The 20262-nt window shown below is 60.9% G+C and carries 21 protein-coding genes; 9 read left to right on the plus strand and 12 right to left on the minus strand.

Features of this window, described 5'->3' with window-relative positions; genetic code table 11:
- Window positions 1-139 precede the first annotated feature (139 nt).
- A complete protein-coding gene (locus A5663_RS09450; RefSeq protein WP_068147216.1) occupies window positions 140-853 on the minus strand; it encodes a DUF1326 domain-containing protein in 714 nt (237 codons plus the stop codon).
- A gap of 101 nt (window positions 854-954) precedes the next feature.
- Between A5663_RS09450 and A5663_RS09455 the strand changes: the two genes are divergently transcribed.
- Window positions 955-1443: a rhodanese-like domain-containing protein gene (locus A5663_RS09455; RefSeq protein WP_231976737.1), complete on the plus strand. Its 489-nt coding sequence runs from the start codon at window positions 955-957 to the stop codon at window positions 1441-1443.
- 83 nt (window positions 1444-1526) lie between these two features.
- Here A5663_RS09455 and A5663_RS09460 read toward each other — a convergent pair whose 3' ends face one another.
- Window positions 1527-2204, minus strand: coding sequence for a DUF4396 domain-containing protein (locus A5663_RS09460; RefSeq protein ID WP_231976738.1), 678 nt, complete (start codon window positions 2202-2204; stop codon window positions 1527-1529).
- A gap of 455 nt (window positions 2205-2659) precedes the next feature.
- Between A5663_RS09460 and A5663_RS09465 the strand changes: the two genes are divergently transcribed.
- On the plus strand, window positions 2660-3880 hold the full coding sequence (locus tag A5663_RS09465; protein ID WP_068147219.1) for an Ig-like domain-containing protein: 1221 nt from the start codon (window positions 2660-2662) through the stop codon (window positions 3878-3880).
- A gap of 75 nt (window positions 3881-3955) precedes the next feature.
- On the opposite strand, the gene A5663_RS09470 is transcribed toward A5663_RS09465, so the two are convergent.
- The 7 genes from A5663_RS09470 to A5663_RS09500 all read right to left on the minus strand — a co-directional run bounded on the left by A5663_RS09470 (window position 3956) and on the right by A5663_RS09500 (window position 10248).
- Window positions 3956-4603: a cation diffusion facilitator family transporter gene (locus tag A5663_RS09470; protein ID WP_068147221.1), complete on the minus strand. Its 648-nt coding sequence runs from the start codon at window positions 4601-4603 to the stop codon at window positions 3956-3958.
- On the minus strand, window positions 4600-4947 hold the full coding sequence (locus A5663_RS09475; RefSeq protein WP_068147224.1) for a metalloregulator ArsR/SmtB family transcription factor: 348 nt from the start codon (window positions 4945-4947) through the stop codon (window positions 4600-4602). The genes A5663_RS09470 and A5663_RS09475 overlap by 4 nt, the downstream gene beginning before the upstream one ends.
- Before the next feature lie 660 nt (window positions 4948-5607).
- Window positions 5608-6867: an MFS transporter gene (locus A5663_RS09485; protein ID WP_068147231.1), complete on the minus strand. Its 1260-nt coding sequence runs from the start codon at window positions 6865-6867 to the stop codon at window positions 5608-5610.
- Complete coding sequence (locus A5663_RS09490) at window positions 6864-7973, minus strand: PLP-dependent cysteine synthase family protein (protein WP_068147235.1); 1110 nt, start codon at window positions 7971-7973, stop codon at window positions 6864-6866. Before A5663_RS09490 ends, A5663_RS09485 begins: the two co-directional genes overlap by 4 nt.
- 106 nt (window positions 7974-8079) lie before the next feature.
- The gene (locus A5663_RS22955; RefSeq protein WP_156744408.1) at window positions 8080-8490 is read right to left on the minus strand and encodes a hypothetical protein; all 411 of its coding nucleotides are present in this window, start codon (window positions 8488-8490) and stop codon (window positions 8080-8082) included.
- A gap of 466 nt (window positions 8491-8956) precedes the next feature.
- A complete protein-coding gene (locus A5663_RS09495; protein ID WP_068147238.1) occupies window positions 8957-9880 on the minus strand; it encodes a M56 family metallopeptidase in 924 nt (307 codons plus the stop codon).
- On the minus strand, window positions 9877-10248 hold the full coding sequence (locus A5663_RS09500; protein WP_068147241.1) for a BlaI/MecI/CopY family transcriptional regulator: 372 nt from the start codon (window positions 10246-10248) through the stop codon (window positions 9877-9879). The genes A5663_RS09495 and A5663_RS09500 overlap by 4 nt, the downstream gene beginning before the upstream one ends.
- A gap of 199 nt (window positions 10249-10447) precedes the next feature.
- Between A5663_RS09500 and A5663_RS09505 the strand changes: the two genes are divergently transcribed.
- Together A5663_RS09505 and A5663_RS09510 are read left to right on the plus strand one after the other, a co-directional pair.
- Window positions 10448-11188, plus strand: a complete 741-nt coding sequence (locus A5663_RS09505) for a response regulator transcription factor (protein ID WP_197503352.1) — start codon at window positions 10448-10450, stop codon at window positions 11186-11188.
- Window positions 11185-12363, plus strand: a complete 1179-nt coding sequence (locus A5663_RS09510; RefSeq protein ID WP_068147247.1) for a cell wall metabolism sensor histidine kinase WalK — start codon at window positions 11185-11187, stop codon at window positions 12361-12363. Before A5663_RS09505 ends, A5663_RS09510 begins: the two co-directional genes overlap by 4 nt.
- Before the next feature lie 29 nt (window positions 12364-12392).
- On the opposite strand, the gene A5663_RS09515 is transcribed toward A5663_RS09510, so the two are convergent.
- A complete protein-coding gene (locus A5663_RS09515) occupies window positions 12393-13070 on the minus strand; it encodes a DUF305 domain-containing protein (RefSeq protein WP_068147271.1) in 678 nt (225 codons plus the stop codon).
- 505 nt (window positions 13071-13575) lie between these two features.
- Here A5663_RS09515 and A5663_RS09520 point away from each other — a divergent pair.
- From A5663_RS09520 to A5663_RS09540, 5 genes are all read left to right on the plus strand, one after another.
- Window positions 13576-14202: a YcnI family protein gene (locus tag A5663_RS09520; protein ID WP_231976739.1), complete on the plus strand. Its 627-nt coding sequence runs from the start codon at window positions 13576-13578 to the stop codon at window positions 14200-14202.
- 333 nt (window positions 14203-14535) lie between these two features.
- A complete protein-coding gene (locus tag A5663_RS23785; protein ID WP_369816606.1) occupies window positions 14536-14709 on the plus strand; it encodes a hypothetical protein in 174 nt (57 codons plus the stop codon).
- Window positions 14706-16076, plus strand: coding sequence for a hypothetical protein (locus A5663_RS09530; protein WP_369816607.1), 1371 nt, complete (start codon window positions 14706-14708; stop codon window positions 16074-16076). The genes A5663_RS23785 and A5663_RS09530 overlap by 4 nt, the downstream gene beginning before the upstream one ends.
- Before the next feature lie 444 nt (window positions 16077-16520).
- Window positions 16521-16847: a hypothetical protein gene (locus A5663_RS09535; protein ID WP_231976740.1), complete on the plus strand. Its 327-nt coding sequence runs from the start codon at window positions 16521-16523 to the stop codon at window positions 16845-16847.
- A 660-nt stretch (window positions 16848-17507) separates the two neighbouring features.
- Window positions 17508-18056, plus strand: coding sequence for a recombinase family protein (locus A5663_RS09540; RefSeq protein WP_068147258.1), 549 nt, complete (start codon window positions 17508-17510; stop codon window positions 18054-18056).
- Window positions 18057-18117: 61 nt separating this feature from the next.
- Here the strand turns inward: A5663_RS09540 and A5663_RS22550 are convergent, their stop codons facing one another.
- Together A5663_RS22550 and A5663_RS23315 are read right to left on the minus strand one after the other, a co-directional pair.
- Complete coding sequence (locus A5663_RS22550) at window positions 18118-19998, minus strand: bifunctional DNA primase/polymerase (RefSeq protein WP_082974010.1); 1881 nt, start codon at window positions 19996-19998, stop codon at window positions 18118-18120.
- On the minus strand, window positions 19995-20262 hold a 268-nt coding region (locus A5663_RS23315; RefSeq protein ID WP_197503354.1), incomplete at its 5' end, for a hypothetical protein. The genes A5663_RS23315 and A5663_RS22550, both read right to left, overlap by 4 nt.

A 20262-nucleotide genomic window follows, 5' to 3' on the forward strand; every position in this document is an offset into this window, starting at 1 on the left:
GATCTGTTGCCGCACGGCGGCATACAGAGCCTCGAGGGCCTCGTCGTATAGCTGTTCCACGAGAAGGCGGCACCCTCTGTCGGGAGGGTGCCGCCCTTCGTTTGTTCAACGAACTTGGTGTCGGTTGCCGACCATTGGATCAGGCGTGGCACCTGCATGATTCCTCGCTTGATGCGAGGGAGTCGCTTGCCGGCTGTGCATCGGTGTCCGGTCGCCAGTCGAAGGGGAAGTGCTTGCTCGAACCGCCTCGATGCTGGTGTGACCAATCGAAACCGGTTGCCTCGTCCTTCTCGACGACGCCCCATGTCGCGACCTGTCCCGGACCGACTTCCGAGCCTGGGGCATTCGTTGTAGTGACCCGCCGGTTGGGATCTGCTGTCGGCCCAGTAAGGGCGGCAACATGCAGGTCGACCTTTCCGGGGATTTCGGCTTTCCAGTAAGCCAGATCATCAGCGGCGTTGAATGAGATCGGGGCATATTCGATTCCGCGTAAATCCTCGATGAGTGAGGCGAACTGAGCTGGCCAGCCGCCCTCCTTCCCGGTGAAGATGCGCTCCAGAGCATCTCGTTGCAACTCGTCAGCGCGTTCGTCGATGTAGAACATGAGTCGCATCTTGGCGTTCGGGTTGCCGACCCACATGTTGCCCGTGAACTCGCCTAGGGATATGACGCTCAATCCGCTGAGGTCGACGCTGCCGAAGTGGCCGTCACGCACATGCCAGACGAGGGTGAACAGGCAGTCGCCGTGCGTCGGCTCTTGGGCGAAGCTGCAGGGGCAGGGCAACTTGCAGCTGCACACGTCGAACCAGTCGCCTTGAAGATGCCAGTCGATAGCTGTTGTCGTGGGTGTCATCGCGGTCTCCTTTTATATACCCCCCGGGGGTATCGGGGTAAGTCGACCATAGCGGTGGAAAGAGCATGGTGCAAGTACCCCTAGGGGGTATTATCGGCGTAGTGAAGATCGCGTGTGCCACGCCGTTGTCAGGGCAGTCGGACAACCGTGTCGTCGTGTCGCCCGGCCGCCTCAAGCGGCCCCTCTTCTGGATAGCGGCCTTATTCGGTGCGCTAGTGATGACAGCGTGCATCTCAGCTGTCGACCCTGATAGACAGATCTCCCCGCAGACGGCCTCCGTTCGTCTTGTCGAACCGAACGAATTCACCGACGCGATCCTCGAACCGACCCGTGTAACGATCAACGTGCATGTGCCGTTCGAGGGCGACATCGCCGGCACTGACTTATCCGTTCCATTCGATCAGCTCGCTGCACAGTCGGATCGTCTGCCAACCGACCGACGAACCGGCCTCGCGGTCTATTGCCGTTCCGGCCCCATGAGCGCGATTGCAGTCAACGTTTTAAGGGACCTCGGCTATTTAGATGTCGTGGAACTTCGCGGCGGCATGAGGGCCTGGCAGGCGGAAGGCCGACAGTTGACGGGCATCTGAGCGGTATTGATAAGCGGCGGCTAAATCGGAGCGGGTCCTTACCCACTTGCGAACGCGGACGCTACCGACGATCGCGCATACAGCTAGAGGTGCGGTACTAGCGCTTTCGCGTGGCTTGGTGCTGGGCTAGCTTGTGTTAACTCATCAGCGACCGACACCACTAGGCCGCCTAGCATGAACGCCACGATCGTGGCTACCAGTGCGCCGGTGCTGAACGATGGTATGAATCGTCTTGCGCCCGTGGTTGTTTCCTCAGCGCCGTGGTACTGATGTGTGAGTGCGTGACCCTTGCCTCGCTGCAACAACACCCGATTGACGGGATAGGCGGCGAAGAAGGCAGCGGTGAGCGCAATCATCATGCCGATCCAGAAGATTGGGTTCACCAGTCCCGCATTCATAGCTCCCGGAATGATGGCCATCACGAGGTTGTCGACTATTTCCATCGTGAGGATCGACAACGTATCCGCTGCGAGGACCACACTGAGTGCAGCCCCCAGAGCCAGACCTGCCTTCAATAGCGGCAGCGTCGAGAGCGAATAGCCGAAGGCAAAGGCGAGTGCTATCGCTAGGGCGATCGTCGCGAGGTTGGACAAGCCAAGCGCCGTGCCGATGATCAGTCCGACGATCTCGCCAATGGCGCAGCCGGTTAGACAGTGCAACGTCGCGCTGACGGCCATGCGATTGACGCTGCCCATGTCGTGGTGTCCATGGTTTGTTTCATGGTGGTCGTGAACGGCCTCATGCGGCGCTGGCTTATCCATGCTGGTCCTTCTAATAGAAGCTGTGCGAACGTCAGATGCGTGGCGTCGTCGGTTTACGTATTGGCTAGCGCACAGATCGCGAAACACGTCGGTAGCCGACGCGGTCCGGACTGCTTCGTAGAGGTCCATGCTCGAGCCGATGCGGCTGCTATCGACGCCTCCCTTCCGGCAGCCACATACCCTGGGGGGGTATAGGCCGACCGTACGCTTGCCGGCCGGCGCTGGCAAGACCTTGGTTCAAGGCTGCGTTGACATGCTGCCCATAGCGCGACGGATGACGCCGGGTGCGGTCATCTCGGATCCGGAGCCATGTGAGCCTGATTCCACGGACCTTGCTTTATCGAACCTTCATGGAAGGTCTAAGCAAGCCACATCGAAGCCCGTGACACTGGGATTAACCGAAGGGGCTCGGAACCTGCTTGCCCCGGCAATCAACACACATACGGAGGACGCACATGCCGGAGGTATCCCGGGGCGCGGCTCGGCCTCCGGGGCGCTGGTTCGTCACAGCAGCGCTGTTGGCAGCGCTTTTGCTCGCGCTCGTTGCGTGCACCACCGCTGCACCTTCGGCGGCGCCGTCACAGGTGATCGCCGAAAAGGGCACCCCCTACGAGGATTTGCTTGTCCCGGAATTGCAAGCGTCGGTAACGGATGGCGCGATCGGGGTCTCGGTCGAAACGCCGATTACCGTCACAGCAGGTGATGGGGTCTTAGGGACTGTCAGCCTCATCAACGAAGTCGGCCGTCCCGTCGCCGGCCAGGTGGGTCCCGATGGGACAACGTGGTCTTCGGCTGAACCGCTCGGCTACAACAAGCGATACACCCTCGTCGCTGAGGCTTTGGGGCTGGGCGGGGTGGTGCGTAACACGACGACCTTTGAAACTCATTCTCCGGAAAATCTAACGATGCCGTACCTGCTGCCGAACGACGGTGAAGTAGTTGGAGTGGGGCAGCCGGTAGCCGTCAAATTCGACGAGCCTATAAGTGATCGCATTGCCGCTCAGCAAGCAATCTCAGTAACAGCCAGCCCTCCGGTCGAGGGCGCCTTCTACTGGCTCAGCGACCGCGAAGTCCGCTGGCGTCCGGCGCAGTACTGGAAACCCGGAACGGCGGTGGAGGTGCGGGTCAACGCCTACGGGGTCAACTTCGGCAACGGGTTATTCGGGCAAGACGACGCCGCCACGCGTTTCACAATCGGTGACGAGGTTATCGCCGTCGCAGACGACGCCAGTAAGACTCTTACGGTTCGCCGCAACGGGCAGATCGAGAAGACTATGCCTATGTCAATGGGCAAGGACAGAACCCCGACCGATAACGGAAAGTACATCATCGGCGACCGCTACTCGTTCCTGGTCATGGACTCGTCCACATACGGTGTTCCCGTCAACTCACCCGACGGTTACCGTACGGAGGTCGAATGGGCGACCCAAATGTCGTACAGCGGGATCTACGTTCATTCGGCACCGTGGTCGGTGGGCAGTCAAGGCGTGTCGAACGTCAGTCATGGATGCCTCAACGTCAATCCCGCCAATGCCCGCTGGTTCTATGAGAACACGAAGCGAGGAGACATCGTGGAGGTAATCAACACGGTGGGCCCAACACTTTCCGGTATAGACGGCTTGGGCGACTGGAACATCCCCTGGGAACAATGGAGAGCCGGCAACGCAGCCGTCTAACTTCGTGGTAGTGCCGGACCCCTGGCCATGTGCAATCCCGACCGGCTCAGCCACATCATTCCCCTCCCGCCTTTGCTAGTCGTCATCACATACAAGTTCGCCAGCCCATGCCTCACGCCCTTCGTGCATGGCGAAGGCGGCGATAACGAAGCCCGCAACCGGATCAAGCCATGCAGCGCCGGTCAATTGGAACAGGACAAGGCCTGCCAACGTGGAAATGCTTAGGAGGACACAGATCTTGGTCTCGACAGCGTCTGCGAGGATGAGGTTGTCTTTAAGCGCGATGCCGACCCGCTTTTTTGCCGCAGCGAGCACGGGCATGACGATTAGCGAAAGTGCCAACAGAACAATCGCGACCGTCGAGTGCTCAGGTTCCTCTCCCGAAACGAGGCTGCGGATACCTTCGAAAATGACGTAGACCGCGAGGATGAAGAAGGAAACCGCAACAAGTCGCAACGTGCGGCGCTCCTTCTGCTCGTCGGCACAGCCGTGGCGGAGTCGTGCCGAAAGTCTCACCGCCACAAGGAAGGCGGCGATCGATTCAATGGCGGAGTCAAATCCGAAGCCTACGACCGAAACGAGCCCCGCCAGCAGGCCTGCGGTCACCGCAACGCAACCCTCAATGACGTTGTAGGCCACAGTGAACTGCGCGAGACGCAGTCCGCGCCGGGTAAGGCGCTCGGTCTCCTCAGAGGTAAGCCCGGAACCGGCAGACGTACTCACGGCACGTCCTTCCTAGCGAGTCGGTAGTTCGGGCATAGGGCCACCGCATTGCCAGTTGCGGCCAGCAATGACTCGGCCGCCGCGAACAAGTCGATCAACTCCGGCGCAGTCAGTGAGTAGAACACCTGTCTGCCTTCGGGACGACCGGCAACTAGTCCGCAGTCGCGAAGACAGGCAAGGTGCGAGGACACCGTGGACTGGGGCATCCCGAGCACCTGCGTGAGGTCGACGACTCGAGCCTCACCCATCGCCAGATGACGCGCTATTGCCAGCCGCGTGGGGTCGGACAGGCTGTGAAATAAGGCGACAGCGCCAGTTAAGTCACATTGAGCGTTGATCGACATTTACCGATGATACCGGCCTGTATCGATCAAACTCAAGGCACATGGAACCTTCCTGGCCTCTCCGGCTAGCACGTCGTGTCGACGTAGACGGTGGTGTACCTGACTCTCTCGACTGTCTGATCCCGCCTGTTGCGCTTGAGTTCGGTCACATCCTGGCCCTGGCGAACACCTCTTACGGTGCATTGATCTAACGGGGCGTGGCCGACCTTGTTCACGATCACTTTGAACCCTTGCGCTTCCAGCGAGGCCACGGTATCCGCTGCCGACCGCGGACCGCTGGGCGCAGCTGACGCTGCTGCGGTGCCCACGATGGTCGCTGCACTCAGGCTGACAGCAACAGCTGTGAGGAATGTCTTCATCAGTTCTCCGATCTGTAAGCGTCCGAAGCTATTACGTTCCAGCTACGTACGTAGATACTCAGTAGATAAGTCAATGTTGACCCGTCAGGCTGCTCGGTGGGGTACATTGCCGTCCCGTTCAGGCGTCGACTCGGTAACGCTATTCACTTGTCGCACAGGCATTTACGTTATTCCGAGGGTCTCGACGAGTGCCATGCAGGTGCACGTTCGGCAAGGCGAACTGACGCACGTCTAGGCCGTGCTTGACTGGGTCAGCTACTGCCGTTCTGCAGTCAACGTGGCGAGGGGTAGTTGTTCGCGATCAAACGGCGTGCGTTGCCGCGCTAGGCGACTCGGGAACCAAACGTCCGCTGCGGTCGAGCCGGTAGAGCGCCACGGCAGCCAGCAACCCGACCGCTGTTAATGCGACCCAGATGAGTTCTTCAAGGCCGGCACTGCGGGCGGCTTGCATCAGAGCGCCGGTGGCTAGATTGCCCGCAAGAATGCCGATGCCGACGATCGTGTTGTAGAAGCCATAGTGCGTACCGACCAATCGGTTATTGGCCAGCGAGACGACAGTGTCCATCTCGAAAGGAAACACTGCCGCTGAGCCGACGGCGAGCAGTGCTGCTGCGACGACGAGTGCGAGGATGGCGGCGAGCTCCCCGAACCGTGCTCCGCTGGGGAACGCAATCATGGGCGTGAAAGCGGCTGCCAGTATGAGCATGCCGATAACCAGCGAGTGCCCCGATCCCCAGCGCCTGGTGAACCATCGGGTGATACGTAGCTGTCCCGCCACGGCCACTAGGCCTGACACCACGAAGACCATTGCAACAACAAGTGATTCATGAGCCGGCACGAGGGTTTTCGCGTGCAAGGGCAGGGCAAGGTACACCTGGAACGAGAGAACGTAGGAGCCGATCATCGCTATGGAGAACAGGAGGAAAGACCGGTTTGTGAGAACGGTCCGCCAATCCTGCAGAACGGTGGTCTTCTCGGTTGGGGGTTTCCCCCGATGCTGCGGCAAGGCGAACAGTTGAGCCACAGTAAGAATTGCGAAGACGGCCGCCGCCGATGCCGCGACGATGCGGAAGTCGAGGGCCAATAGTGCAAGCCCAACCAGCGGCCCGGCCAGTATCCCCGCTTGATAGAAGATGTTGAAGGTCGCGAATGCTTCGACGCGTCGTGGTCCTGAATCGGCAGCGAGATAGGCGCGTACCGCCGGATTGAACAGAGCGCCCGCGAAACCTGTTGCTGCGGAGGCGATCAGCACTGCGGGCAACGAGTCGGCAACAATTAGCAATGCGAACCCGCCGGTACGCAGTATGCATCCGGCAACGATTAACGGCTTGTAACCGAGACGGTCCGCGAGCGTGCCGCCAACGATGAACATGCCCTGCTGCGAGAAGTTCCGCACTCCAAGTACTAGTCCGATCGACCATGCGGCAAGACCGAGCGGGCCGGCGAGGTATCCCGCGAGATAAGGCATGAGCATGTAGAAGCCGAGATTGATGCCGAACTGATTGATCATCAGCATTCGGCTGGGCCAGCCGAAGCTACGAAACTGCGCCGTGAAGCTCATCGTGAGACCGCTGTCGGATCTGTTATCGCTGACGTCCGTGTCCAGGAGGTGACGACATGATTGCGTGGGTCGGTGATGAGTTCTGGATTACGCGGCGGACTGCCCAGAAGCAGTCCGTTGACGTTGCAGTAGTCGTCGTTGAAGACGGTGTCGAAATAGCGCTGCGGCCCGTCTGGGAAGACTGCCGCGATGGTTGCGTTCGATGCATTCGTCCTCGCGGCCCAACCGGCCACCAGGGCGACGGCGCCAACACTCCAGCCGCCTGTGGCGTAGTGGGTAGCCGCCAGCGTGCGGCATGCCCACACAGCCTCTCTGGGAGCGACCCAGTGAACTTCGTTGAAGGCGGCGTAGTCCACGTTGCGAGGGTAGATACTCGACCCCAGCCCTCGCATCAATCGCGGTCGTGCGGGCTGGCCAAAGATGGTTGAGCCGACGGTGTCGACCCCGATGAGCTGCAGGTCGGGGTTACTTTCGCGGAGCACGCGCGCAATTCCGGCCGAATGGCCCCCCGTGCCTACCGAGCAGACGAGTATGTCGATCGCGCCCAGCTGCGCCGATAGCTCTTCTGCAAGTCCCCGATAGGCATCGACGTTGTCGGGATTGTTGTATTGATCTGGGTACCAAGCTTCGGGCTCGGATTCGAGGATTTCCATTACTCGATCACGTCGTGCCTGCTGCCATCCGCCTTCAGGGTGCGGTTCGGTGACGACATCGACATCAGCACCGTAGGCGGTCAGCATCCGGGAGATGATCGGTTCGAGTCCGGGATCTGTGACGAGAGTGACCGGATGGCCATACACGGTGCCGGCCAAGGCCAGTCCCAGTCCCAGCGTGCCGCTTGTCGACTCGACGATTCTGCTGCCGGGCCGTAGGTCACCACGGGCGCGGCCTCTTTCGACCATGTGTATCGCGGGACGGTCTTTCATGCCGCCGGGGTTGAACCCTTCGAGCTTGGCCCAGAACCCGCGGCTGTCGTCGGTGAACGGCGCTGCGATCCTCAGGACAGGCGTATTTCCGATCATCGTGCCCGGCTGGTCGAAGCGACGTAAGCGGTGATGTTGGATTGCGTAGTGGTGGGGCGAGTGAACGGACAGAGCATGGCTCATGAACGTGGGTCACTTTCGGTGAGGCCACGACTGACTTGCCGCGGCGGCTGACACGAGTAGCGGTCACCGACTCACGCCGAAGGGCGGTAAGTCTGGCGCTACCGAATCAGCGGCGCGCGATGCAGAGCCGGAGCAGCAGTTGCTGTCCGGCGACAGAGCCACCACGTCTTGGAGGACCTCGGATGACAGCATGCGAGCCTGTCACCCACGATGAGAATGCGGCACCTATAACGGCGACAAGGCCGATGGCGGCCAGCAGCGTCACCGTGCGCGGCAAGGCCGCTTCGGCGAACGTGTCAGGTGTGACGGTAATGGATCCGTCCTGCACGTGTGGGTGCTCCACGACGACTGGAAAGTCGCTAGAAATACTGGATGTCAGCGCATGTGGGCCATGATGTGCGGGATGCTCTTGCTCGGCGAGTTTCCACCCGGTGGCTGAGATCAGTACAACGAACGCGACCAAGACGGCGACGACGGTGTTCCGCCGCGCATCAATGGGAGCGTCGTTGTACCTCACAATGTAGCCGACTGTAGCAGCGAATCGAGCCCGAATTGAGGACCCGCCGATTCGACGCCATCTCGTGATCGCGCCGCAATGAGCGTGTGTTGGTGATTCGTCGCGCTTGACGGCGAGCTCGATAAGTCGGCCGAGTGTTATTGCCCAGTAACGCTTTTGACGAAATCTTTATCTTTCACGCTTGGTATCCATGCTGGTTATCTACGGTTTTTCTACGTAGGTTTACAGTCGCTTACCTGATTCGACATTCACTGAATACGCCGCTGCCTCCAGCGTAGCTCCGCCTTCTGCTGGTATCGGTGCGGCGGTGTGGCGTCATCGCCACAGCCATGTGTGTGATGGGAATCACAGCGGAAGCTGGGCGCCTGTTAAGAGAGTGGTCGCGTCCAACGGCCACTTTCCTGAACGGACGTAAGCCGCTACGCGCCCAACGCAGTAGTTGGCCTGGCGAACGCTCGGCGGCCACTCAGTGGTGACACAGCAGCTCGATGAGGGCAGGCGCGCTGAGCATCGTCGTCATAGAGAGCGCCAGCAGCAGTCTCTGGCCCCACTTGGCACGCTCGCGCGCAGGCTGAGCGAGCCGCATCGCCCGCGCTGCCACAGCGGTGCTCGCCGCCGCTAGTCCGTCGGCCGGCATCGGGTGGCGCGGTACAGCCATGGCAAGCAAGCCGCCCAGGATGGCGTCGACGCCGTGTCGTCGAGCAGCGGCATCGTCGGCACACATCTCCAGTAGTTCAGCAACAGCGGAAACACTGTGCTGTGACAAGGGCAGTCGAGGAAGGGCCGCCGCCATTGCTCGCAGCACCATAAGTAGCTGGTGGTGCCGACCCGCGATATGTGCCTGCTCATGGGCCAACACAGCCGCCAACTCGGGCCGAGGCAAAGACGACCACGCAGCGCTGGTTACCACGATCGCAGGAGGGCGCCCGGACACGCAGTAGGCCGCGGACCTCTGGGCATCGACAACCACAACGCCGGGGCGTGTGGTCCGCCGACCTACCAGCAGCACTGCGTTCGCGTGCTCGCGGCTTCGCGACCTCAGCCGCGTGACCGACCGACTGGTTCTCACAAAGAAGAGGACCGACAAGGTGATGCCAGCGATCGTCGACGCGATTGAGCCACTCAGGCCGAGGAGCCCCCCGTGCTCGGAGAGACCGAACAGCTCCAGACACAGCGTCACCGCCGATGTGCCCTTCAGGCCGTCGATTGCGGCAATACCGATGAGCACTACGGCAGTAACCCAGGCAATGACCGTCATTGCGATCGCAGTCAACCAGGCCGCCACACCCATCTGAGGGCTAATACCGGACTTGGTGAACCGTGCCAGTATTGATGGCGAAAGCCAGGCCAGCGTGGCGCCGTACACCAGGAGCCATAAGCCGGTAGTCATCGCCTTCGGTTACCGTTACGACGCAAGGCCGAGCGCAACTGCGCTGATTCTTCAGCGCTCATCTGGTCGACGAAGAAGGCCAACACCGCGTTCGTGTCACCGCCGGTCTCGAACGCGGCCCGCATCAATCGCGCGGACCGCTCTTCACGGCTCATCACAGCGCGGTACAAGTACGCCTTACCGCTGCGTTCACGATTCAGCCACTCCTTGCGATGCAGGTTGTCCATCGTCGACATCACAGTGGTGTAGGCGATCTGGCGGTCCGCAGAGAGTTCATCGAAAATCTGACGCACTGTCACGGGGTCCTCGTAGTCCCAAATGAGGTCCATGATGACGGCTTCTAGGTCACCGAAACCTCGCTGCTGCATGGCGCGCTCCGCATCGACGCGGTCGCATCCACCGCGTCAGTCGATTGATCTTTCGACACAATGTATCTGCCGTTCCGCTGCGGCGTTCGTGACGCGCAAGTGCGTCGAAACAGTTTTGATTGTGTGAAGATCTCCTCAAGACGTCAGCTAGATCGCTTCACGACACCCCACTCATGAGATGAGCAGGCAACATAGGGTCATGGTTGGCCCGCGATTGTCTCGACAACCCTCGTTCCGCGCGCTGGTGGTCGACGATGAAGCGCCGCTAGCTGAGGTGGTCGCCAGCTACCTGGAACGTGAGCATTTCGAGGCCATTGTCGCAGGCAACGGTGCAGACGCGATTACCGTCGCTCGCGAACTCGACCCAGATGTCGTCATCCTCGATCTTGGGCTTCCCGGCATCGACGGCTTGGAAGTATGCCGGCAACTGCGAACGTTCTCGGATGCATACGTGGTCATGTTGACCGCTCGCGATACGGAGTTGGATACGGTACTCGGCCTCACCGTCGGCGCCGACGACTACGTCACCAAGCCATTCAGTCCGCGGGAATTGGTCGCCCGGATCAGAGCCATGCTGAGAAGGCCACGCACGATGCCGGTCGCGGATGCGTCGGCGCCGCCGATTCCTGCCGCGCCGCCACGGCACTTCGGTCCACTCGCAATCAACGTGGCAGCCCGTGAAGTGACGATCGACGATGACGCGATACTTCTCACCCGAACGGAGTTCGATCTTCTCGAGGCGTTGTCTGCTAGGCCCGGCGTCGTCCTCAGCCGCCGCCAACTTCTCGAAGCCATTCGTGACGACGCCTGGGTTGGTAATGACCACCTGATCGATGTGCATGTTGGTCACCTCCGCCGCAAGCTGGGCGATGACGCGGCAGCACCGCGCTTCATCGTCACGGTTCGGGGCGTCGGTTATCGGATGGGGACCGGACAATGACTCCTGGCGCGGCGGGAGACGCCGCATTGCGGCCGTTACGGCGTCGGCATGGCTTCGGCATCCGACTCCTTTTAGCGCAAGCGATGGTCTTGTTTGCGGGGGTTTTCACAACGGCGGTGATCGCCGCGATCGTCGGTCCGCCGCTGTTCCGCGAGCATCTTCACCGCGCCGGTGTGCCCGCCAACTCAATGGAAGAGGTTCATGCTGAAGAGGCCTACACCTACGCCACGGTCTTATCGGTCGGTGGGGCTCTGGCGGTGTCGGCACTAACCGCTCTCGCTGTCAGTTGGTATATCAGTCGCCGGCTTCAACGCTCCGTCAACGAAGTCGCTTCTGCAGCAGCGTCGGTAGCACAGGGGCGCTACGACATTCGGGTCTCGCCGCCAGAATTGGGCGACGACTTCGAGGCGCTCGCCAGTGCCTTCAACCAGATGGCGTCGCGACTCCAAGCGGTCGACGCCACTCGCCGCCGCTTGTTCAGCGATCTCGCACATGAAATCCGGACTCCGGTATCTGTTCTTGAGGCATACATGGAAGCACTCGAAGACGGTGTTCGAACTCTTGATCCAGCGACCACCGCGATGTTGCGCGATCAGACCCGCCGACTTGTACGGTTTTCCGCAGACTTGGCAGCTCTGGCGCAGGCCGAGGACAGCTCACATTCGATGGAATCAACCCTGGTGAATGTCGAAGGCGTGGTCAAGAAGGTGGTGACTGCATCCGCAGAACGCTATGCCGCCAAGGACGTTCGCTTGCATATGGGTAGTGAAGGACAGGCCCTGGTCATGGGCGATTCCCAACGCCTTGAACAAGTCATCGGTAACCTACTGGATAACGCGCTGCGCCACACGCCTTCCGGCGGCAGCGTCGATGTGAGCACCGCGGTGGACTCCGACTCCGTCGAAGTGTCAGTCGTTGATACGGGTGAGGGAATCACCCCCGAACACATTCGCCACGTCTTCGAACGTTTCTACCGAGCCGACGCCGCACGAGACCGCGACCATGGCGGTGCCGGCATCGGATTGGCCATCGCGAAAGCGTTGGTAGAAGCCCACGGCGGCAGCATCAGCGCCCGCAGCGACGGCCCAGACCAGGGATGCGCTTTCGCTGTGCGGCTGCCGAAGGCCTCTCCAGGGAAGGATCCAGCGGCCGCAATGACCACCGCAAGCATCTGAGGTTCAACCTATTCGGCCCAGCAGCGGACTTACAGAGACTGCAACAACTGCTGCATCGAAGCAATCTCCTCCTGCTGCGAAGAGGCGATGTTGCGTGCCATCTCGATGGCAGCGGCATTCTCGCCGTTGTCAATCTCGTTCTGTGACATGGAGATAGCACCCTCATGATGCTTAATCATCTGGGTAAGGAAAAGTCGGCTGGCCTCGGTACCTTGTGCGTTCTGAAGCGCCGTCATATCGGCTGGAGACATCATCCCCTGACCGCTCATCTCCGGCATATCCCCGTGGCCGGGCATGCCGCTCATCCCGGGCATGCCCCCATGGTCGGGCATCTCGCTGCTCATCGGTGGCATCGGCGCAACACCCCAGTCGCTCAGCCAACCTCTCATCGTCTCGATCTCGGGCGCCTGGGCCGCCTTGATCTTCTCGGCCAATGAAACGACCTGAGGATTTATGCCCCCCTTGGCCAGCAGCATGTCACTCATCTCCACCGCCTGTTGATGATGGGGAATCATGTCCTGGGCGAACATCACATCAGTGTCGTTGTGCCCCTGAGCATCTGCTGGGGCCACATTCGTTGACGACGGCGCTGACGTCATGGCTGAGCTGGACGATGACTGTGTATTCGACTCTGAATTGCTGCACGCACCAACGGTCATTATTGCTGCAGCTGCGACGATCGCAACCGCAATTTGCTTGGTTTGCACCACTCGACCTCTTTCATCTGTATCCACTCGCGCGTCAGCGCGCGACGAAGCCATGACAGTCCGTGCTTTCTACGGTCCGCCGTCGGCGTATTCGTTGTTTCGATGTTTGATCAAGACTTCGTAAAGGTGCGTCTGATAGTCAAATACGGCTCGGTCGGTGCGTCACAGGACAGCGGGGATTAGCTCGGAGATGCGCGACCCGCCGACCCTTGCTGCACGCATCTACGGACTTACCCCGTAGACTGTGCCTTCGCTGAGAAAGGTGCGGACGCCGACAGGTAATCGGTAGCTGATCGCATGTGGAGAGGTGACGTGCATTGTAGCGAGCGATCATCCGTCTCCCCGGGCGAAATTGAGGCTCCGACATGCCTTTCGATGGCCACGTCGAAGGACTGCAAACGACAGATGGAGGTCGTCGGTGTTGAGGATTCTCGGACGCATCGTTGGGATTTTCGTGCTAAGTGGAGTGGCCGCTCTGCTTGCAAGCCCGTCAGCGACCGCTCATGTGGACGCCATCCTTGACGGGGGCGGGCCAGGGGAGACGGGCCTGATCACGTTGCGGGTTCCCGGCGAACGAAATAAGCCCGCCACCACCAAGGTAGAAGTGCGGATTCCCGACGACGTTCAGATCCGCACCGTGCTGGCTCAGCCGGTTCCGGGATGGCGACTCGATATCAAGAAGAAGAAACCCAATCCGCCGATGTACAGAGACGACGGCACACCCGTCGACGAGGTGGTCAGCTCCGTGACGTGGACGGCAACGGGTCCGGGAATCCAGCGGGGGGAATTCGACGATTTCGTCCTGGAAGCCGGACCGCTACCTGATGTCGAGTCCTTGGCCCTGCCCACATATCAGACCTTCGTCGATGGGACCACCGACGCCTGGACCGAACCGGCACCCGAAGGGAGCGACCCGGAGTTCCCGGTGCCCTCGGTAAAACTCGGGGCGAGTTCGGACTCAGGATCAAGTGCCGGGGGTGGCATGACTTCGGTGATCGCTTGGACCGCTCTGGGTTTTGCCGTAATCGCCGTCGCGCTGGGCATTTTCTCGATAGATCGGGCACGCCGATCCGCGCATCCTGCCTCGCCAAGCGCTGAGCCTTCGCCCGAGCGTTCCGCGGTTACGGAGTAGCAGCCGCCCGGTCCCTCGGCGGACTCGCGGTGCCCAACCTAACGAATCGTGTACTCAAACCATCACTGGGACGGACCAATCATGCGTAGAAGCTGCGTTTGCCTAGTAACGAGCGCAATAGGAGCAGCTGTCCTGGTGGCAGCGTGTGGCTCTGCACCCGCGCCCCTAGACTCATCCGATGCTGTGCGATCGCCCTCCGCGCAGACGCCGGCCGCCTCGCCTTCGACCAGTGCTGATGCCGGGACGGTTATCGATGTCACGGTCGACAAGGGTCTGGCAACACCTACCAACGCGGAGGCTCAGGCTGTAGCCGGGCAGCCGATCGTGCTGCAGGTGACCAGCGACGCCGCGGACAGCTTGCACGTGCACTCGGTACCCGAACACGTCTTCGAGGTGGCGGCCGCCCCAAGTCAGCGCTTCGAGTTCACCGTCGACATTCCCGGTCGCGTCGCCGTGGAGCTGCATGACCTGCATGTCACAGTCGTCACCATCGAAGTCCGGCCTTGATCAGCGAAGCCACTGAGACAGTCCTCGCGCACGGTGTAGGCGGATCGACTGACCTCCCAGTGCCCTTGTCGTATGCGGTGATTGGGGCCGCGTGGGCACTGGCCGCGACCTTCGCTGTGGTTGCAGTGGCGTGGAGGACGCCGCGGTTCGACCCGGCGAAGCCCGGTCGGGAGTTACCGACGTGGGTGACTGCTGTCGTCGACTCCTCGATTGTTCGATGGTTCTTCGCGGCTGCCGCCGCGATTTTCTCCATGTGGGTGGCTGTGGCCGCGATTTGGGGACCCCAGGGCAGCGACAACGCCCTCCCGGGCGCGTTTTATGTGCTGCTTTGGGTAGGTCTGGTCGCCGTCTCGGTTGTCGTCGGCCCAATATGGCGAGTGATCTCGCCGGTACGCACTATGTGGCGACTCGTCCACGCTGGGCGGCAGGGCGCGACCCCCTCGAAGGGCCGCGTGCAGTACCGAGCGGGCTGGGGCTACTGGCCCGGCGTGGTGGGGTTGTTTGCATTCGTGTGGCTGGAACTAGCAAGTTCTGATCCTGGCTCGCTGACGGCGATCAAGATCTGGATTCTCATCTACCTCGTTGCGATGCTGGTTGGCGCAGCATTCTTTGGAACGACTTGGTTCGCCCGGGCTGACCCGTTCGAGGTGTACAGCGTGACCGTCTCGCGGCTGGCACCATTCAGGAGAAACCGCGCGACAGGGCGCATCGTCCTTGGGAACCCGCTCGATCATCTACCCACCATGCCGGTGCGATCAGGCACCGTCGCGGTGATGGCGGTGCTCCTCGGATCCACCGCGTTCGACAGCTTCTCCCAGTCCGCAACCTTCAGCAACTTCGTTAATCGCAACGCCGCAGCCATCCCGTTGGTCGGTGATGTCGCGGGGGGCACTGTACTGCGGACCTTCGGCCTATTGCTTTTCGTGCTTGCGGTTGGTGTGACGTTCTCGGCTGCGGCACGCGCGGCCGCCGGTGTAAGTAAGGAGCAACGCCGTCAGTTGCCGGGCCTACTCGCTCACAGTCTCATTCCGATAGTCGTGGGCTACATTTTCGCGCACTATCTTTCCTACCTCGTCGAGCGAGGCCAGGAGACAATCGTGCGGCTGGCTGACCCGCTTGGAAGGGGCTGGCACCTACTCGGACTGGACTCCGGCGACGTGCAGTACTTCCTTTCTCTGAATCCGACACTGCTGTGGGCCATCAAGGTTGCCTCCGTGGTCATCGGACACATGTTGGCGGTAATCGCCGCGCACGATAAGGCATTGCGGGTGCTGCCCGTAGGCCATCAGCTGACCGGCCAGCTGGCAATGATGCTGACGATGGTCGGCTATACCTTTGCCGGCCTGTACCTGCTGTTCGGCGCTTGACCTCAAACCCGGGGTCTGTCGAAACGCGGCATCGCTGCCTCGTTGCATCCCGGCTAACGGCAGCACTATCTGTCATAAAGTACGTCGGGCTCTCCTCTTTAACTACTATTGAGGTACGTAGATCGAGCTGAGGCCAATCCGAAGGTGTCCGACTAGGAGGAGTTTCGATGGACATGGCAATGTGCGCGTGTTGTGAAGCCATGGCTGCTGCGACAGCCTGTTGTCCGGGCGGTCCGCCTATGCCCGTGATGCCGCCCCCGCCGCCGCCACCGCCGCCGATGTAAGAACATCCCGAAGCAGGCGGCGCGACTCGAACTAATGAACCATCACCGTCAAGAGCCGTCCCCCCGCCGCCGAGCGCGTCTGTGGTGGATAGTCGCTGGCATTTCGGTCGCAATAGTGATCGCTTCGGTGATAGGCGTTCTTGCAGTCAAAGATTCGGGGGTGTCTTCGCTGTCGGACAACGATGCTGCGCAGCATCGTTGCGAGGTCGACGTCATTGGTCGCCTAGCCTCACCTGCAACCGCGCAGATTTCGGAGATCGACGCCAGAAGCGATGTGTTGGATACCAACAGCCGGGATCTGTTCTCGTTGCTAGAGCCTCCCCGTAAAGGGATCGATCAATCGCGCATCGAAGTCTGGAACGTGGCGGGCGTTGTGCTTTCAAAGAACGACTACGGGAGCACGATGCAGACGCCCTTCACCTGCCGCGCCTACTTCCTCGACGGCGACCTGGTGCACACCCTTGTCCTCCTGGATCACCACCATTGACTCCATTAGTCCCGCGACGCAGCCGACGCCTGAGCGATGGAGGTTGGTCGTGCCTCTAGAGGATCGAACATCCCCGCGAACGTCTGGAACACTAGTTCGCGCAGACCGACAATCACGGCGAAGTATGCGTGTCCGCGTTAGAGCACCACTGGGACCCGCCGGAAGTAGCTGTTACGGTTAGTTACAGTAAAACCTGAAAACCCGTACAGGATGCCTCGGCCGCATAACCGACCGGTCAGGACGCCCGGGGGAGGGGTCGCCCCCCTGGCGTAGTACGCCTCGCGGCTGCCCCGCGTCACGCGGACGCCTCGTGATCCGTCAAGCAATACGTCGAAGGCTCATCCCAGCCTGCCTGCCTAGCCTCAAGCCGCTCATCCAGACACTCTCAATGTCAGTGCCCTAAAGCGAGGCAGTACCGAGAAGGGTGCCCCGCAACCGAGCACAGCGCCCGTCCCCCTACGGCGGGCCGACGCTCGGGGGCCGGCGTACTAGCCCTGAGCGCCTCCCTAGCGGACGAATGTCTATCTGGGGTACACCCATGTTGGGCAGTGTCCGATACGGCGGCAGATGTCAAACTAGGGCCAATTTCGCATTGATTGACATGTTGTCAAACAACATCTAAAGTCCAGATTGACAGTACTGAAGTGGGGAGCAGAGCACATGGGCCAGCGCGTTGGATACCAGCGAGTGAGCACCGTCGACCAGAACACCGATCGTCAACTCGACGGGGTTGAGCTGGACAAGATGTTCAGCGACAAAGCAAGCGGCAAGGACACTCAGCGTCCCCAGTTGGCCGCGTGCCTGGAATACATCCGTGAGGGCGACACCCTGGTCGTCCACTCGATGGATCGGCTCGCACGCAACCTCGAAGACCTGCGCCGGATCGTTCGGGAACTCACCGTGCAGGGCATCAAGGTCCAGTTCCTAAAAGAGAACCTGACCTTCGCGGGTGATGACTCGCCAATGAACACGCTGCTGCTCTCGATGCTGGGAGCAGTCGCTGAGTTCGAACGGTCGATGATCCTGGAACGTCAGCGCGAAGGAATTGCCCTCGCGAAGGCTGCCGGGAAGTACAAAGGCCGGAAAGCGTCACTCACCGATGACCAGGCCAGCGAGCTTCGTGCCCGCATAGCGGCGGGGGAAGCCGTGACCGCGCTCGCGAAGGAGTTTGGTGTAAGCCGACAAACCGTTTACAACTACGCGGCGTGACTTCCGTCAGGTCATTCCTCATTCGGCACCGGCCTGCCTACCGTGACGCTTGATTAGGGACCTAGATCAACTCGTTGGGTAGCCCCAACTGATCCAGCAACAATTGCTCTTCGTACCAGCGTCGGAACTGCTCGCTTACTGGCTGAGTTGCTTCCTGGCGTGGGGCGGGGTCTTTCTCCTCAAAGGGATCTTCGAGATACGCATTCGGTTCAAACGGATCCCTGGGATACCCGGTAAACGGATCTACGAGATAACCAGTGACAATCCGCGCCCACGGGTCGTCCTCTCGGTAGTCGAATACCTTTCCCCAGCGCCAGGTTTCTGTCCGCGACTCCGCATCCTTCTCCCACTGCTTCTGGTCCTTCTCCCACTGCTCCTGGGTCTCCCGCCACTGCTGTGCTTCGTCCCGGTACTGGTTCTCACGGTGAGCACATGCCGCAACGCCGCCCAGCTCCAGTGCGAGCCGGTCGGCCAACGGTGCAACGTTGTCCGCCGGGACGTACACATTCCCCGACTTCCCTAACAATCCGACATCGACCAGTCGCTTCAGGGTCCGGCTGAGTGAATCCGGCCGCGATCCGATGTATTCCCCAAGCGCTCGGGCTGTGGTCAGCCCAGCGCAGACCAGATCAAAAAGATGTCCGTGTCGACCGTTCAGCCCCGCACCCTTCTCGGTTCGGGGCACACTCCACACCATGTGAAGGGGATCTATATCCACACACACATCCCTATTGGTTATTCCCATTACTAATGGGGGAAGTATGTGTGTGTTGTCTTCCGGCGACAGCATGGGACTCCGCACCACGAAATTCGTGGTTTGCACACGCTGCGATCCAGGAACAAGCGCAGGCTTCATGCCGACCTTCACCACGTGCAGCCGTCCCGCTTCTGCTAGTCGCTTCAGCGACGCCTCTACTGTCTCCTTCGCCAGTCCAGCTCGGAGTGCCAGGTTGCGTGTTCCCAGCGCTGTGTCCGTCCTGCTCTGCTCCAGGCAGGCACCAACAACGGCAAGGTAAACACGGCGGTCGGATGGCCCGGATTGACCTGGCCACCGGGCGAACCGTGCCCAGGTACTCATATCCACCAGTTGACGATGCGCCAGCGGTCCAAGCCCCAGACGGCCAGCCGGCTCCTCAGCTGCGCGCTGAATCGCCCTGCGGATGGCGGCGGCCACCGTGGCATCATCACGGCCACCGGACTGGTCGTACGCCATCGTGAGCAGGGTTTCCGGATCCTCTCCAAGCACGGCACAGAGGCGGACCACAGGTAACGCGTTCTCAAGGAACGCGTCGTTCCGCTGCCCTTCGCCGGCAGCCGCGATGCGCGCAAGAAGCACATCCAAGCGGGCACGGGCGCCAGCAGGATCTACCGCTTCTCGCGACAGCGACTCCTCGGCGCCAATAACACTTCGAGCCTCTACAGCGGCCAGCAGATCAGGAGTAGCAGGCGACGGTGACATGTCCCGGACAACCTCGTACGTCCGCATAACCTTGTCAGCTCCCCGGGCCCGGGAACCTGGGAGCATCGCGAACGAAGCCACCTCGATCCTGGGCCGTCCGTTGGCATCGCTATCCAGCACAGAAGGCCTGATCCTGAATCCATCGGGCAACGAATAGAGCAACTGCAGCCCTAACCCATCGGGCCCAGGGGATACGGTCTGGATCATGCGGGTATCGGTGCTGCCAGGGAATCGTTCGGCCATCAGATCTAGCGAGCCGCCGTGCTTGGCATCGACATCTACAACTAGCAGTCCGCCCGTGCCATTTCTCATTGCGGCGTTGCGGCCCAGTCGCGCACATTCCGCCCGAGACGCCTCAGCGGTCCACTCTCCAGCTCCACGAACGAGCTTTTTCGTTCCAGGTTGACATGGGACCACCACACATCCCCGCGTCAAGTAGAAATCGAGGTACGCAGCTGATCCATCCATCGAGTTCGCGTTCATCGACTGGACTGTTGTTTCACCTCTTCCCAGAGTTGGAGCGTGCGATCCTTCACCTTAGGGATCTGCGCGCTCAACGTCGAAGGCAGGCTATCGGCATTGGCGATCAGAGCTTGGTAAACCTTTCCGAGCCCGGTGCCTAACGGTCCGGACAGATAGCTTCTCTGCAGTGTCAGTGACAGCAGCTCAGCAATTCCGCTTTCAGCAGACTCGAACTCTCCGGCATATACCTCCAGGTAGACGCGGAGGCAGCGCATGGTGATCTTG

Source organism: Mycobacterium sp. E740, from assembly GCF_001672895.1.
GTDB lineage: Bacteria > Actinomycetota > Actinomycetes > Mycobacteriales > Mycobacteriaceae > Mycobacterium.

Excerpts from the sequence above, each read along its gene's own strand:
- A5663_RS09450 (WP_068147216.1), bottom strand. The coding sequence starts at position 853 with ATGACACCCACGACAACAGCTATCGACTGGCATCTTCAAGGCGACTGG.
- A5663_RS09460 (WP_231976738.1), bottom strand. The coding sequence starts at position 2,204 with ATGGATAAGCCAGCGCCGCATGAGGCCGTTCACGACCACCATGAAACA.
- A5663_RS09465 (WP_068147219.1), top strand. The coding sequence starts at position 2,660 with ATGCCGGAGGTATCCCGGGGCGCGGCTCGGCCTCCGGGGCGCTGGTTC.
- A5663_RS09475 (WP_068147224.1), bottom strand. The coding sequence starts at position 4,947 with ATGTCGATCAACGCTCAATGTGACTTAACTGGCGCTGTCGCCTTATTT.
- A5663_RS09485 (WP_068147231.1), bottom strand. The coding sequence starts at position 6,867 with ATGAGCTTCACGGCGCAGTTTCGTAGCTTCGGCTGGCCCAGCCGAATG.
- A5663_RS09490 (WP_068147235.1), bottom strand. The coding sequence starts at position 7,973 with ATGAGCCATGCTCTGTCCGTTCACTCGCCCCACCACTACGCAATCCAA.
- A5663_RS09495 (WP_068147238.1), bottom strand. The coding sequence starts at position 9,880 with ATGACTACCGGCTTATGGCTCCTGGTGTACGGCGCCACGCTGGCCTGG.
- A5663_RS09500 (WP_068147241.1), bottom strand. The coding sequence starts at position 10,248 with ATGCAGCAGCGAGGTTTCGGTGACCTAGAAGCCGTCATCATGGACCTC.
- A5663_RS09505 (WP_197503352.1), top strand. The coding sequence starts at position 10,448 with ATGGTTGGCCCGCGATTGTCTCGACAACCCTCGTTCCGCGCGCTGGTG.
- A5663_RS09510 (WP_068147247.1), top strand. The coding sequence starts at position 11,185 with ATGACTCCTGGCGCGGCGGGAGACGCCGCATTGCGGCCGTTACGGCGT.
- A5663_RS09540 (WP_068147258.1), top strand. The coding sequence starts at position 17,508 with ATGGGCCAGCGCGTTGGATACCAGCGAGTGAGCACCGTCGACCAGAAC.
- A5663_RS22550 (WP_082974010.1), bottom strand. The coding sequence starts at position 19,998 with ATGAACGCGAACTCGATGGATGGATCAGCTGCGTACCTCGATTTCTAC.